A 13,564-nucleotide genomic window follows, 5' to 3' on the forward strand; every position below is an offset into this window, starting at 1 on the left:
ACATTGACCAATGATGGTGCATCATGCACAGCTACAACTAGACTTCGACGGATGCAATGGGGCCGTCCGTCGCCACGAGTCCGCGAACTCATCCGGCAGCGCGCCGAGATGGTTCTCAGTGGATCTCAGGGTTGGCTCAGCGAGTTGGACCAAGCCACCCTCGCGTCCCCCTACATTCGGGCAGTCGCCGACGACCCGGTGCTGGCCGAGTCGATCCGTCAGTGCAATCGGTCGATCCAGCTGCACTGGGTCGCCGCGAACATCAGCCACCCCGGTGAACCGGTGCCCGCCAACGTCGGCACCGAATCGCTCACCGTGGCCCGCGACCTGATTCGCCGCGGCATGGACGAGTCGGCCGTCGTGGACTGGTACCGCATCGGACAGGACTTCGTCTGGCGGCACTGGATGCGCAAAGTGTTCACGTTGACCTCCGACCCCGACGAGCTGCGCGATGTGCTTGACGTCTCGGCACGCTCGATGGCAGCGTTCGTCGACGCCACGATCGCCGGGATCTACCACCAGATACAGGCCGAACGTGACGAACTCACCCGGGGCACCCACGCCGAACGCCGGGAAATCGTCGGATTGATCCTCGACGGTGCGCCGATCACCCAGCGGCAAGCCGAGCGCCAGCTCGGCTACGAATTCGAGCGGAACCATACCGCTCTGGTGATATGGAGCGCTCGGGCTAATACCGCCTTGACGGATCTGGACCGGGTGACCGAGACGATACTGCGCAGCGCCGCCGGCACCCGGCCGCTGTCAGTGCTGGCCGGGGCTGGCACTCGCTGGGTATGGATTCCCGGGGAAGACGGCCACGATCTGGCCGATGTCATCACCGTCGTGAATCAGCTAGCCGGCGTGCGCATGGCCGTCGGGCCCACGGCGGCGGGAATCGACGGGTTCCGGCGCAGCCACCTTGATGCGATCAGCACGCAGCGCATGATGGCGCAGTTCGGAGCCACCCAGCGGGTAGTCAGGTTCACCGATGTCGAACTCGTTGCCGCGCTGAGCACCAATACTGAACGCGCGGATCGATTCGTCAAACACACGCTCGGCGAGTTCGAGTCCGCCGACGCCGAGCTCCAGCGGACCGTACTGACGTTTGTCCACGAGCAGTGCCATGCGTCCCGAGCCGCTGAGCGTCTTTTCGTACACCGAAACACGTTGCTGCGTAGGCTTGTTCATGCAGATAGCCTGCTTCCGAAGCCATTGAAGGACTCCAGTGTGCATGTCGCCGTGGCTTTGGAGGTGTTGCGCTGGCGGGCGGCCGCCCCGCAGAACGCGCCCTAGATTCCGTGGGCCGCGACCTCAGCAGGCCCGCCGCTAAATTCGAGCGAGAATGGTCGCCAGTGCCCGCTGCAGCTCGATCTCCGGATCAGCCGGCAGCGACTCACTGCGCCATCCGACGAAGTCATCCGGGCGGATCAACAACGCGCCGTCGGCTGCCAAACCGGTGGTAGGCGCCCACTGCTCATCGACGATCCGATGCACGGCCAGCGGGATCCCCAGCACCTCCGATGCATGCGACACAGCGGCCCGCCACGCTCCACCGTCCCGCCCGGTCAGCACGGTGAAGCCCGGCCCGAGCAGGTCGAGGGTCGAAATCCGCTTCTCGCCATGCTGCAGCCACATATGCGGGAGCCGGGTTCCGGGCTGGGCCCGCAACTCCGTCACCAACGACACGGGGTCCGGGTCGACCGGGTCTGGATCATCGGAAACCACTGCAGTGGAGTGGTATTGGTGACCGATGAGCAGGGCGAACATCGGCGCCTCTTCGTCCGGCGGCAGTTCGGGGCCGTGGCCATCTCGCCGCAGCAGGCGCAGTGCCGGACCGGTCAACGATTGGCGTGCGCTGAAGCGTCCGACCGGACGCCGTTCGGCCTGATAGGTGTCCAACAGGTCCGGGCCGGCCGATCCGGTCAGCACCGCAGCCAACTTCCACGCCAGATTGTGTGCACTCGCAAGGGCGCAGTTGGCGCCGCCGGCGTTGAACGGAGGCATGGCGTGAGCCGAGTCGCCGGCAAGAAACACTCTGCCGCAGCCGAACTGGTCCGCGACTCGCTCGTAGGGCTGCCATGGTGCGGCCTCGATAATCTCGACGTCAATTGACTCGCCGATTGCCTTGAGCACGATCTCGCGGCACCGGTCCGCGGTGAATTGCTCCGCGGACTCGCCGCGGCCGGGCAAGTAGGTGGTGACCAGCATCCCGAAGTCGTCACGCACCGGCAGAAAGATGCCGTCAACGTCGTCGTTGACGACCTGGATGGCGTCACCGTCGCCTAGCTGCGGGACGAACTGCCGCCAGGGGCCGCGATATTAACCGATACGATTCGGTTCCGTCTTAGCGCGAGTCAATCGGCCCCGCAAGGAATTCTCGCGCCACCTCGATGACGCGCTCCCGGTCCTCGGCGACCAAGCCGATCCGGGTCCGGCGATCCACGATGTCCTCGACCGTCAGCGCAGCTTCGTGGCTGACGGCGTACTCGAATTCGGCACGCAGCACGTCGATCCCGTCGGCCACCGGTTCCGCGGGCCGCTCGCAAGCCGCGGCGGCCAGCACGCTGGGCGCCTCCGCGCCGTAGCGCGCCACTAACGACTCGGGCAGGGCACGCGGCGCGGACGCCGCCGAAGGGCCAGATCCCGGGTTGTCCGGCGCACCGATCAGCGGCAGGTCCCGGGTGCGGCATGGCGCGGCACGCAAAGCTCGCAGGCGCACGGTACGGTCCAGCACATCTTCGGCCATGTGCCGGTACTCGGTCAGCTTGCCTCCGATCACGCTGAACACCCCGGTCCCCGATTCGACGACGGCGTGATTGCGTGAGACGTCGGCGGTACGGCCTTCTCCGGTATCGATCAGCGGCCGCAGCCCAGCGTAGGCGCCGCGGACGTCGGCGGTGGTCAGAGCAGTGCCCAGCGCGGTGTTGACGGTGTCCAACAGGAATGAGGTCTCTGACGAAGTAGGTTGCGGCACATCCGGAATCGGCCCGGGCGCCTCTTCGTCAGTCAGGCCCAGATAGACCCGCCCCAGCTGCTCGGGCATGGCGAACACGAACCGGTTGAGCTCACCGGGGATCGGCACGGTCAGCGCGGCGGTCGGATTGCCGAAGGTAGCTGCGTCGAACACCAAGTGGGTTCCCCGACTCGGCCGCAGCCGCAGCGCCGGGTCGATGTCGGCGGCCCACACCCCGGTCGCGTTGATCACTGCCCGGGCCTTGACATCGAACGACTCACCCGAGATCTGGTCGGTCAGCCGTACCGTGTCGCCAGTGGCGTGCGATGCCGCCACATAGGTCAAGATCGTCGCGCCGTGCTGGGCCGCGGTTCGAGCGACCGCCGTGACCAGGCGGGCGTCGTCGATCAATTGCCCGTCGTAGGCCAACAGGCCGCCGTCGAGGCCGTCGCGGCGCACGGTCGGCGCCAACTCCACGGCGTGCTCGACGGAGACCCGTCGCGAGCGGGGCAACACCGTCGCGGGTGTGCCGGCCAACCGGCGCAGGGCGTCCCCGGCAAGAAACCCGGTGCGCACCAGGGCCCGATCCCGTCGCGGCATCGACCCCAGCAGCGGGACCAGTTGCGGCATCGCCCGCACCAGGTGAGGTGCGTTGCGGGTCATCAGGATTCCGCGCTCGATGGCGCTGCGCCGCGCAATGCCCACATTGCCGGTCGCGAGGTAGCGCAGTCCGCCGTGCACCAGTTTGGAACTCCACCGGCTGGTGCCGAACGCAAGGTCTTGCTTGTCCACACACACCACCCGCAGGCCGCGCGTGGCCGCGTCCAGGGCGATGCCGGCGCCGGTGATGCCCGCGCCGATCACGACGACGTCAACGGGTGCGCCATCGGCCAGTGCGGTCAGTTCGGCGGTGCGGCGGGCGGAGTTGAGCGCAGCAGTATCGGGCATCAGGAGAGGTACCTGTTCAGTGTGTAGGCCAGTTCGGTGGAGAGTGCGTCCTCGTCGAGGATCGACGCGACGACTTGCGCGGACTGAATAGCCGATTGGGTGATCAGCAGACACATCGCGGCGAGTTCACGCGGGTCGCCGGCTCGCACGCTCCCGGCGGCCTGGGCGCCGCCCAGTTCGCCGGCCACCAGATCGATCAGTCGCCGTTGGCTGGCCCCCATCCGCTGGGCGATATAGACCATCGCCAGATCGGGTGCGTGATGCAGCACCTGCATCACTACCTCGTCGTGGCGCAGCCGCGCCGCAACCGCCACGATCCGCCTCACCAGCGCCTCACGCCCGGTTCCCGGTTGCTCGAGTTCGGTCCAGGCCGCGGTGATCCGCGCGGTCAGCAGTGCGGCGATCACCGAGCGGCTGTCCGACCACCGCCGGTACACCGTTGGGCGGCTCACCCCGGCGCGGCGCGCGATAGCCGCCAGCGTCACCCGCTCCATTCCCAATGCGAGCAGGCAGCTCGCGGCGGCATCGAGGATGCGCTCCCCGACCTCCACCTGCTCGTCATTACTAGTTGACAGCATGTGTAATACTGTAACGCATGACGCCGGCCGATGCCCAGGACGCCCTGACCCCGCCGATGAAGTGGAACGCCTGGGGCGATCCGGCAGCAGCCAAGCCTTTGAGCGACGGCATCCGTCAACTGCTCAAGGCAGCCCTGGGCGTGGACGGCACGAGCGCCCCGGAACGCGATCCGAACCAGGTGTCGCTCACGCCGTCGGCATTGACCGACACCGACCGCGCAGCGCTGGCGGCGATCGTCGGCGAGGGCTTCTGCCGCATCGATCACACCGCACGGCTACTGCGCGCCGGAGGCAAGTCCACCCTGGACCTGCTGCGGCGCAATGATTCCGACACCCAGGATGCGCCCGATGCGGTGCTGCTGCCCAGCAACGACGACGAAGTCGCCGCGATCTTGAGCTACTGCAGCCAGCACGCCATTGCGGTGGTCCCGTTCGGCGGCGGCACTAGCGTCGTCGGCGGACTCGACCCGATCCGCGGCGGATTCACAGCAGTGGTGAGCGTGGACCTGCGTCGGTTCGATGAACTGCTCAACCTCGACGAGGTCTCCGGCGAGGCCGAATTCGGCGCCGGGGTCACCGGGCCCGATGCCGAACGGCTGCTCGGTGAGCACGGCTTCTCGTTGGGCCACTTTCCCCAGAGCTTCCAATTCGCCACCCTCGGTGGCTTCGCCGCCACCCGCTCCTCGGGCCAGGACTCCGCCGGATACGGCCGCTTCGACGACATGGTCCGCGGCCTGCGGATGATCACCCCGGCCGGCGTGCTGGACCTGGGCCGCGCCCCGGCTTCGGCGGCCGGGCCGGACCTGCGCCAGCTGTTGCTGGGGTCGGAGGGCGCGTTCGGCGTCATCACCCAGGTGCGGGTGCGCGTGCATCCGGTGCCGGCGACCACCCGCTATGAGGCGTGGTCGTTCCCGGACTTCGCCACCGGTGCCGCGGCGCTGCGCGCGGTCACGCAGACCGGCGCCGGACCGACGGTGATCCGGCTGTCCGACGAAGCCGAGACGGGCGTGAACCTGGCCACCACCGAGCAGATCGGCGAGCAACAGATCACTGGGGGCTGCCTGGCGATCACGCTGTTCGAGGGGACCGCCGAGCACACCGAAAGCCGGCATGCCGAGACCCGCGCGGTGCTGGCCGAACACGGCGGCACGTCACTGGGCGAAGCACCGGCACGGGCTTGGGAGCACGGCCGATTCTCCGCGCCGTACCTGCGCGATTCGCTGCTGGCCGCCGGGGCACTGTGCGAAACGCTGGAGACCGCCACCGACTGGGCGCGTGTTCCCACCCTCAAGGCGGCGGTCACCGAGGCGCTGACCACCGCGCTGGGCGACAGCGGGACGCCCGCGCTGGTGTTGTGCCATATCTCGCACGTTTACCCGACCGGTGCATCGCTGTACTTCACCGTGGTTGCGGGTCAGCGCGGCAATCCCATCGAACAGTGGCAGGCCGCGAAAGTCGCTGCAGGCGATGCGATCATGCGGGCCGGCGGAACCATTACCCACCACCACGCCGTCGGCGCCGATCACCGGCCGTGGATGAGCGAAGAGGTGGGCGAGCTGGGTGTGCAGGTGCTGCGAGCGGTCAAAGCCACACTGGATCCCGCCGGAATCCTCAACCCCGGCAAACTGATTCCATGACGTCGCGTCAGATCAAACGGATCACGCTGCTGACCAACCCGGCCGCCGGGCACGGTAATGCCCGGCATGCCGCCGAGCGGGCGCTGGCACGGTTCCAACAGCGCGGTGTCAACGTCAACCACATCGTCGGCTCCGATGCGCACCATGCACGACAGCTGCTCGATGAGGCGCTGGCCGCCGGAACGGACGCCGTGGTGGTAGCCGGCGGCGACGGCGTCATCTCGCTGGCGCTGCAGTCCCTGGCACTCGGCGACGTGCCGTTGGGGATCATCCCGGCCGGCACCGGCAACGACCACGCCCGTGAATACGGTTTGCCCACCGGCGATCCCGAGGCGGCCGCCGACGTCGTCGCCGAAGGCCAGACCGAGACAATCGATCTGGGCCGCATCGTCGAAGACGGCGGCGCGGTGTCCTGGTTCGGCACCGTGATGGCGGCCGGTTTCGATTCGCTGGTGAGCGACCGCGTCAACCGGATGCGCTGGCCGCACGGCCGGATGCGCTACAACGTCGCCATGGTCGCGGAGATGTCCAAGCTGCGGCTGCTGCCGTTCCGGCTGACCTTCGACGACGATGAGCCGCTGGACATCGAGCTGACGCTGGCGGCGTTCGGCAACACCCGCAGCTACGGCGGCGGCATGTTGATCTGCCCGGGCGCCGATCACGCCGACGGCCTGCTGGACGTCACCATGGTGCACTCGAGCTCGCGCACCAAGCTGATCCGCCTGTTCCCCACCGTATTCAAGGGCACCCATGTACTGCTCGACGAGGTGAGCACCCGGCGGGCGAAGTCGATTCGGGTGGAGTGCCCTGGAATCAACGCCTACGCCGACGGCGACTACGTGGCTCCGCTTCCCGTGACGGTGTCAGCGGTACCGGGCGCGCTGCAGATCCTGCGTACGCCCTAATCGGTCTCAAGAGGCCAGCGAGGTCCACAGGTCACCGAGCTGACCGGGCAGCGTGTCAACCGAGGTGCTGAAGTCGGCTGGCGCCGGTGCGTCCGTGTGCAGCCATGGGTATGCCGGGATGTAGGTGCCTCCGGGAAGGAATGGGTTCAGCATCACGTACCACGCTGTCGCGACGTCGATCAGCACATGGAATACGTTGGGCATCGACACCAGCGGGTCCGCCGACGGGTCGGCAGTCAAGTGGGTCCAATAGTCGGCCCACGGCTTCCCTAGATCCAAGGTGAACGTCGTGCCGGCCCACGGGTAGACGTCCGAGCCGTCTGAACCGATAACTGTACCGGGGAAGCCCAACGCACCCTCGACCGCGCCGTGCGGGTCGGTGATAGTCGGTCCCTCTGTCGGGAAGGTGTAGCCGTTCAGCAGCTCCGAGATCGGCACCTGGCCGTAACCTTTGAGCAGCGCTATCCAACCGTCGAGAGTGCACCACACGCCGCTTTCGCAGGCGGTGTTGGTCGGGATTTCGGCCGCCAGGAAACCGACCAACTGCTCACCGATCGGCTTCGAGAGCGCCGGAATCGGGATCTGAAAGTCGACCGTTGCCTGGAATTTTGGCGGGTCCGCGAGGTCGACACCCAAGAGGTTTGTCGCGCTCTCGACTAACCAGGAGCCGGAGAAGAACTGCGCATAGGCGAGCGCGTCAAGGGCCTTCAGCGCGTTGGCCGGGATGTTGATGATGTCGTAGAGCAAGTTCAGCGGAACGTTGGTCAGATCTCCGTCAGCTGTCAACCGCACGGCGACACTTGACGTGGCGATCTCGGGTGTGACCGGGTTGGCGGCGATCAGACCAGCAGCCACCAGTGTCGCGTTGGCGATCGCAGCCGAGCACATCAGGGCACGCATCATTAACTCCTTGACGGTGAGAACAGCGTGCGGGCGAATCTACCCTAAGAAGTAGCTGTGGACGAGTTTAGCGATCCTGCAAGCTACCCCACACCACGGCTGAGCCAGGACACCTCCGCGCCCTCGCCGCCGTCGCGGTAGGCCTCCAGCGCATCGTCCCAGGCCGTGCCCAGCACGGTCTCCAGCTCGGCGGCCAGCGCGTCGGCGCCGGCGGCCATCAGTGTGCGCAGGCGGTTCTCCCCCACCATCACGTCGCCGTTGGCGCTCATCGTCCCGCTCCACAGGCCGAGCTGCGGGGTGTGGCTGAACCGCTGGCCATCGACTCCGGCGCTGGGGTCTTCGGTGACTTCGAAGCGCAGCACCGACCAGGAGCGCAGCGCACTGGCCAGCTGGGCGCCGGTTCCCACCGGTCCGACCCAGTTGACCACGGCTCGCAGCTGTCCCGGCATGGCAGGTTGCGGCGTCCAGTTGAGCTTTGCCTGGCCGTTTCGGGCACCCAAAGCCGAGGTAAGTGCCCACTCGACGTGCGGGCACACCGCCGCGGGCGAGGCGTGGATGTACACCACGCCGCTGGTCACGTCGGCGAATTGATTCGTCGCGCGCATCAGTTGCTCCTTCGGATCCACGAGGGACGTCTTCCCCAACGACCTGGCGGACCGAATTTGAGCAGTGTTGCTGCAGAAACTGGAGTGTATTCAGTGTTGTATGTGTCTATTGTGCCTTGTGTGACGCGTGTTGGCTAGTCCCGGCTATACGCAGCCACCACGGCGTCGGACAGCTCCGGCCACCGGCCGGTGACCCAGTCCCCGAAGTCGCGGTCGGTGAGCACCACCAGCGCCCGCTGGATCGCCGGATCAGCCCAGATCAGGGTGCCTGACTGGCCGAAATGGCCGAAGGTCCGCGGCGAGTTGTCCGCACCGGTCCAGTGCGGCGTCTTGCCGTCCCGGATCTCGAAGCCCAAGCCCCAGTCGTTCGGCCGCTGCGGCCCGTAGCCGGGCAACACTCCGTCCAGGCCGGGAAACTGCACGCGGGTGGCCTCGGCATGCAGCTCCGGCGACACCGTGACCGGGGTCAGCAGGTCGTAGGCGAAAGCGGCCAGGTCCGCGACGGTCGAGGTACCCCCGAATCCAGCCGCCGGCGCTCCCCCGTCCAGGCGGCTGGCCGTCATGCCCAGCGGCTCGAACACCGCCTCGGTCAGGTAGCGGCCGAATTCGATCCCGGACTCCTGTTGTACGGCTTCGGCCAGCACCGCGAAGCCGTGGTTGGAGTAGACCCGCCGGGTGCCGGGCTTGGCCAGGATCCGATCGGAGTCCGCCGAGAGTCCGGAGGCGTGCGCGAGCAGATGTCGCACCGTGGCACCCGGCGGCCCGGCCGGGGTGTCGAGTTCGACGGCCCCCTCCTCCACCGCGACCTGCACCGCCCGTGCCACCAGGGGCTTGGTCACCGACGCGAGGTAGAACGGTCGAGCGGTATCGCCGTGGGTGGCCAGCACCCCGTTCGGGCCGATAACGGCGGCGGCCGCATGACCGACCGGCCAGTCGTCGAGGGCGGCGAGAGCGTCAGCGGCGGGCATCGCCGGTCAGCCTAACCTCGGCGCGGACCGCCTTGCGGTGACTGGTCGCACTGCACCCGAACCAGCGCTGACATGACCGGCTGAGCACGCTCTGCTCGGCGTAGCCGAGTTCGCGGGTCAGGTGCGCCAGGCTGATGTCGGTGTCACGCAGGTAGCGGTGGGCGGCATCGCGGCGGACGCCGTCGACCAGGGCCGCGAACGTAGTCTCTTCGGCGGCCAGCCGCCGATGCAGTGTCTTGGGGTGCAGGCCGAGCTGACCTGCGATCAACTCCAGGCTCACGGCGCCGGTGGGCAACAGCTGGCGCGTCATCGCGCGGACCGAGCCCGCGATGCCCGGCGACTCTGACGTGATGCCGCGCAGGTAATGCACCATCGCCTGATGCGCTTGGTCGTCCCGGTGCAGGGGGCGGTCCAGATCGACGGTACGGAAGGTGAACCCGGCGATCGGCTGCGCGAAGTAAGGCCGGCAGCCGAAGTAGGCGAGATAGTCGCGCACCGGGGTGAGCGCCTCGTGCGGAAGGTGTACCGACAGCGGCGCATAGGGCTCGTCGAACATCATCCGCATGATCCCCAGCGACACCCCGAGCGACAGCTCGGTGGTCTGCGGATGCGGCGGCGACCGCTCGATGAGCACCTCGAACGCATAGAACGATTCGCCTGGTTCATGCGGCGGTCCCAGCTTCCCCTCTCCTGCGCCGAGCCTCGCTGAACCGCCGGCACGGCCGCCCGGGATGATGCGCGCCGAGATCGCCGGGCTGTAGGCGGACAAGAACCGCTCCACGATCGAGAATCCGCCGCCGACGGTGGCCGCGGTGCGTGCAGCCACACCCAGCGGCCCGAAGTTGCCGATGTCTTGGCGTAGGGCCAGGCGGCGCCCGAAATCCGAACAGCCGGTCGCAGTCGCCGCAGATTCAACAGCGACGATCACCGCGCGGTACGGCACGAAGATGTCGTGGGCTCCGACGGACCCGTCTGGCACCCCGGCGGCCAGCAGCAATGCCCCTGGATCACCGCCGAGCTCGGTGACCAGCTCCGGGTATCCCGACAGCGCGGTGCCGCGCACCACCGACATGTCCGCAAATATCAAAGAAATGTCCGCAGATGTCAAGACTTCGGCCGTCTTGCGAGACATGCTGGAACGGCATTCGGCGGAAAGGAATACCCGTGAGCTTTGACACCGTGATCCGTGGCGGTCGGTGGTTCGACGGCACCGGGGCGCCGTCGGCGATCCGCAATATCGGTATCCGCGACGGACACGTCGCCGTCATCTCGGCCGAACCACTCGACGAGGCGGGCTGCGACCGGGTGATCGACGCGGCCGGCAAATGGGTGATGCCCGGACTGCTCGACATCCACACGCACTACGACGTCGAGATAGTCCTCGCGCCCTCGCTGTCGGAGTCGGTGCGGCACGGCGTGACGACGGTGCTGGTGGGCTCGTGCTCGCTGTCCACCATCCACGTCGACGGCCAGGATGCCGGCGATCTGTTCGGTCGGGTGGAGGCCATCCCGCGCCAGTACGTGGTCGACACCATCGATGCGCACAAGACCTGGTCGAGTTGTGAGGACTACATCACCAGCCTCGAGAAGCTACCGCTCGGCCCCAATGTGACGGCGTTCATCGGGCATTCCGACATGCGCGCCGCGACCATGGGATTGGACCGTGCCACCCGCGCCGACGCTCGACCCACACCGGCCGAGCAGGCCCGGATGGAACAGATGCTGGACGAGGCGTTGCAGGCTGGATTCGTCGGAATGTCTTCCCAACAGCTGCTTTTCGACAAGATGGATGGCGACGTCTGCCGCTCGCGCACGCTGCCGTCGACATACGCCAAGCCCAAGGAGCTGCGCCGCCTCAAGGCGAAGCTGCGCCGCAGCGGACGGATTCTGCAGGCCGGGCCGGACGTCAAGAACCCGTTAGATGTGGTGTCTCAGCTGGCGCAGGCCCTGGGGATATTCCGCCGGCCGCTCAAAACCACTCTGCTGGCCGCCGCCGACGTCAAGAGCAACCGGTTGGCGATTCCGGCGATGGTCAAGGCATCGCGCATGTTGACCCGGCTGGGCGCTAATTTCCGCTGGCAGCACCTGCCGGTGCCGTTCGAGGTGTACGCCGACGGCATCGACCTGGTGATCTTCGAAGAGTTCGGCTCCGGCGCCGAGGCCCTGCACCTGCGGGAAGCCGTTGAACGTGACGAGCTGATACGCGACGAGTCCTACCGACGGCGCTTCCGCAAGGATTACGAAAACAAGTACGGCCCGCGGGTCTGGCACCGCGACTTCTTCGACGCCGAGATCGTCGACTGTCCGGACGCCTCGGTGATCGGAAAGTCCTTCGGGCAGGTCGGGATCGAGCGTGGCGGCGTGCATCCCGTCGATGCGTTCCTCGACCTTGTGCTGGAACATGGGACCGCGCTGCGCTGGCACACCACGATCTCCAACGACCGGCCCGAGGTGCTCAAGAAGCTTGCTGCCGAACCGGGCATCCAGATCGGCTTCTCGGACGCGGGCGCGCACCTGCGCAATATGGCGTTCTACAACATGGGTCTGCGGTTGCTGCGCCACGTCCTCGATGCCCAGCAGGCCGGCCAGCCGTTCCTGTCGGTCGAGCAGGCGGTGCACCGGCTGACCGGTGAACTTGCCGACTGGTACCGGGTCGACGCCGGTCACTTGCGCGTGGGCGACCGAGCCGATGTCGTGGTCATCGATCCCACCCACCTCGACCACACCCTGGACGCCTACGCCGAGGAGCCCTTCGCCCCCTACGGCGGGATGTCACGCATGGTTAACCGCAACGACGAAGCCGTCAACGCCGTGCTCATCTCCGGCCGCGCGGTGGTGCTCGACGGTCAGCCCACCAGCGTGCTCGGCACGCAGCGCACCGGGAGTTTCCTGCGTGCCGACACGCGCACCCCGGCGGTCGCCGGGCAAGCCACGGTCTCAGCACCGGGCGCGCAGGCGGCAACATAAGGTTGACTCCATGAGTCAGACAGTGCGCGGGGTGATCTCCCGTGAAAAGGGCAAGCCGGTCGAGGTGACCGACATCGTCGTCCCGGAGCCCGGTGCCAACGACGTGGTCGTCGCCATCAGCGCCTGCGGGGTGTGCCACACCGACCTGACCTACCGCGACGGCGGTATCAACGACAGCTACCCCTTCCTGCTGGGCCACGAGGCCTCTGGCACGGTCGAGTCGGTGGGATCGGCGGTCACCGCGGTCGCCCCCGGCGACTTCGTGATCCTGAACTGGCGCGCGGTGTGCGGACAGTGCCGCGCCTGCAAGCGGGGCCGCCCGCACCTGTGCTTCGACACCTTCAACGCCTCGGTTCCGATGACCCTGACCGACGGCACCGAGCTCACCCCGGCACTGGGCATCGGGGCGTTCGCCGACAAGACGCTGGTTCACGAAGGTCAGTGCACCAAGGTCGATCCCAGTGCTGATCCCGCGGTGGCCGGTCTGTTGGGCTGCGGCGTGATGGCAGGTCTGGGCGCCGCGATCAACACCGGCGGAGTCACCCGCGACGACACCGTCGCGGTGATCGGTTGCGGCGGCGTGGGCGACGCCGCGATCGCCGGAGCGGCCCTGGTCGGTGCCCGGCGCATCATCGCCGTCGACACCGACAACACCAAGCTGAACTGGGCCCGTGAATTCGGCGCCACTCACACCATCAACGCCCGCGAGCTCGACCCGGTGGAGACCATCCAGGATCTCACCGACGGTTTCGGCGCCGACGTGGTGATCGACGCGGTCGGTCGGCCGGAGACCTGGAAGCAGGCCTTCTACGCGCGTGATCTGGCTGGAACCGTTGTGCTGGTGGGGGTTCCGACTCCGGATATGCAACTGGAGATGCCGCTGATCGACTTCTTCTCCCGCGGCGGTTCGCTGAAGTCCTCGTGGTACGGCGACTGCCTGCCCGAGCGCGACTTCCCCACCCTGATCAGCCTCTATCTGCAGGGCCGGCTTCCGCTGGACAAGTTCGTCTCCGAACGCATCGGGCTGAACGATGTCGAGAAGGCCTTCGGACGCATGCACGGCGGCGAGGTGCTGCGGTCGGTCATGGTGCTGTGACCTCCAG

11 protein-coding genes and 1 pseudogene are annotated in these 13,564 nt (G+C 67.4%); 5 read left to right on the forward strand and 7 right to left on the reverse strand.

Annotated features, from left to right (window positions below):
- Positions 1 to 51: 51 nt before the first annotated feature.
- Positions 52 to 1,293 (forward strand): PucR family transcriptional regulator, encoded by a 1,242-nt coding sequence (locus NM962_11535; GenBank protein ID UVO10686.1) that lies wholly within the window; start codon positions 52 to 54, stop codon positions 1,291 to 1,293.
- Positions 1,294 to 1,326: 33 nt separating this feature from the next.
- On the opposite strand, the pseudogene NM962_11540 reads toward NM962_11535, so the two are convergent.
- From NM962_11540 to NM962_11550, 3 genes and pseudogenes are all read right to left on the reverse strand, one after another.
- A pseudogene (locus NM962_11540) lies at positions 1,327 to 2,316 on the reverse strand (FAD-dependent monooxygenase).
- Between the two features lie 28 nt (positions 2,317 to 2,344).
- Positions 2,345 to 3,901 (reverse strand): glycerol-3-phosphate dehydrogenase/oxidase, encoded by a 1,557-nt coding sequence (locus tag NM962_11545; protein ID UVO10687.1) that lies wholly within the window; start codon positions 3,899 to 3,901, stop codon positions 2,345 to 2,347.
- Positions 3,901 to 4,479: a TetR/AcrR family transcriptional regulator gene (locus NM962_11550; GenBank protein UVO10688.1), complete on the reverse strand. Its 579-nt coding sequence runs from the start codon at positions 4,477 to 4,479 to the stop codon at positions 3,901 to 3,903. Before NM962_11550 ends, NM962_11545 begins: the two co-directional genes overlap by 1 nt.
- Positions 4,480 to 4,496: 17 nt before the next feature.
- On the opposite strand from NM962_11550, the gene NM962_11555 reads away from it, so the two are divergent.
- Positions 4,497 to 6,116 carry an FAD-binding oxidoreductase gene (locus tag NM962_11555; protein UVO10689.1) on the forward strand — a complete coding sequence of 540 codons (1,620 nt, stop codon included), beginning with the start codon at positions 4,497 to 4,499 and terminating at the stop codon, positions 6,114 to 6,116.
- Complete coding sequence (locus tag NM962_11560; protein ID UVO10690.1) at positions 6,113 to 7,021, forward strand: diacylglycerol kinase; 909 nt, start codon at positions 6,113 to 6,115, stop codon at positions 7,019 to 7,021. Before NM962_11555 ends, NM962_11560 begins: the two co-directional genes overlap by 4 nt.
- Before the next feature lie 6 nt (positions 7,022 to 7,027).
- On the opposite strand, the gene NM962_11565 is transcribed toward NM962_11560, so the two are convergent.
- From NM962_11565 to NM962_11580, 4 genes are all read right to left on the reverse strand, one after another.
- Complete coding sequence (locus NM962_11565) at positions 7,028 to 7,921, reverse strand: hypothetical protein (GenBank protein UVO10691.1); 894 nt, start codon at positions 7,919 to 7,921, stop codon at positions 7,028 to 7,030.
- 83 nt (positions 7,922 to 8,004) lie between these two features.
- The gene (locus NM962_11570; GenBank protein UVO10692.1) at positions 8,005 to 8,526 is read right to left on the reverse strand and encodes a DUF3145 domain-containing protein; all 522 of its coding nucleotides are present in this window, start codon (positions 8,524 to 8,526) and stop codon (positions 8,005 to 8,007) included.
- A gap of 134 nt (positions 8,527 to 8,660) precedes the next feature.
- The gene (locus NM962_11575) at positions 8,661 to 9,494 is read right to left on the reverse strand and encodes a beta-lactamase family protein (GenBank protein ID UVO10693.1); all 834 of its coding nucleotides are present in this window, start codon (positions 9,492 to 9,494) and stop codon (positions 8,661 to 8,663) included.
- Positions 9,481 to 10,566 (reverse strand): AraC family transcriptional regulator, encoded by a 1,086-nt coding sequence (locus tag NM962_11580; protein UVO10694.1) that lies wholly within the window; start codon positions 10,564 to 10,566, stop codon positions 9,481 to 9,483. The genes NM962_11575 and NM962_11580 overlap by 14 nt, the downstream gene beginning before the upstream one ends.
- Positions 10,567 to 10,658: 92 nt before the next feature.
- Here NM962_11580 and NM962_11585 point away from each other — a divergent pair, with 92 nt between their 5' ends.
- Together NM962_11585 and NM962_11590 are read left to right on the forward strand one after the other, a co-directional pair.
- Complete coding sequence (locus NM962_11585; protein UVO10695.1) at positions 10,659 to 12,461, forward strand: amidohydrolase family protein; 1,803 nt, start codon at positions 10,659 to 10,661, stop codon at positions 12,459 to 12,461.
- A 10-nt stretch (positions 12,462 to 12,471) separates the two neighbouring features.
- A complete protein-coding gene (locus NM962_11590) occupies positions 12,472 to 13,557 on the forward strand; it encodes an S-(hydroxymethyl)mycothiol dehydrogenase (protein ID UVO10696.1) in 1,086 nt (361 codons plus the stop codon).
- Positions 13,558 to 13,564 lie beyond the last annotated feature (7 nt).

The organism is Mycobacterium sp. SVM_VP21, from assembly GCA_024758765.1.
GTDB classification, from domain to species: Bacteria; Actinomycetota; Actinomycetes; order Mycobacteriales; family Mycobacteriaceae; genus Mycobacterium; species Mycobacterium heraklionense_C.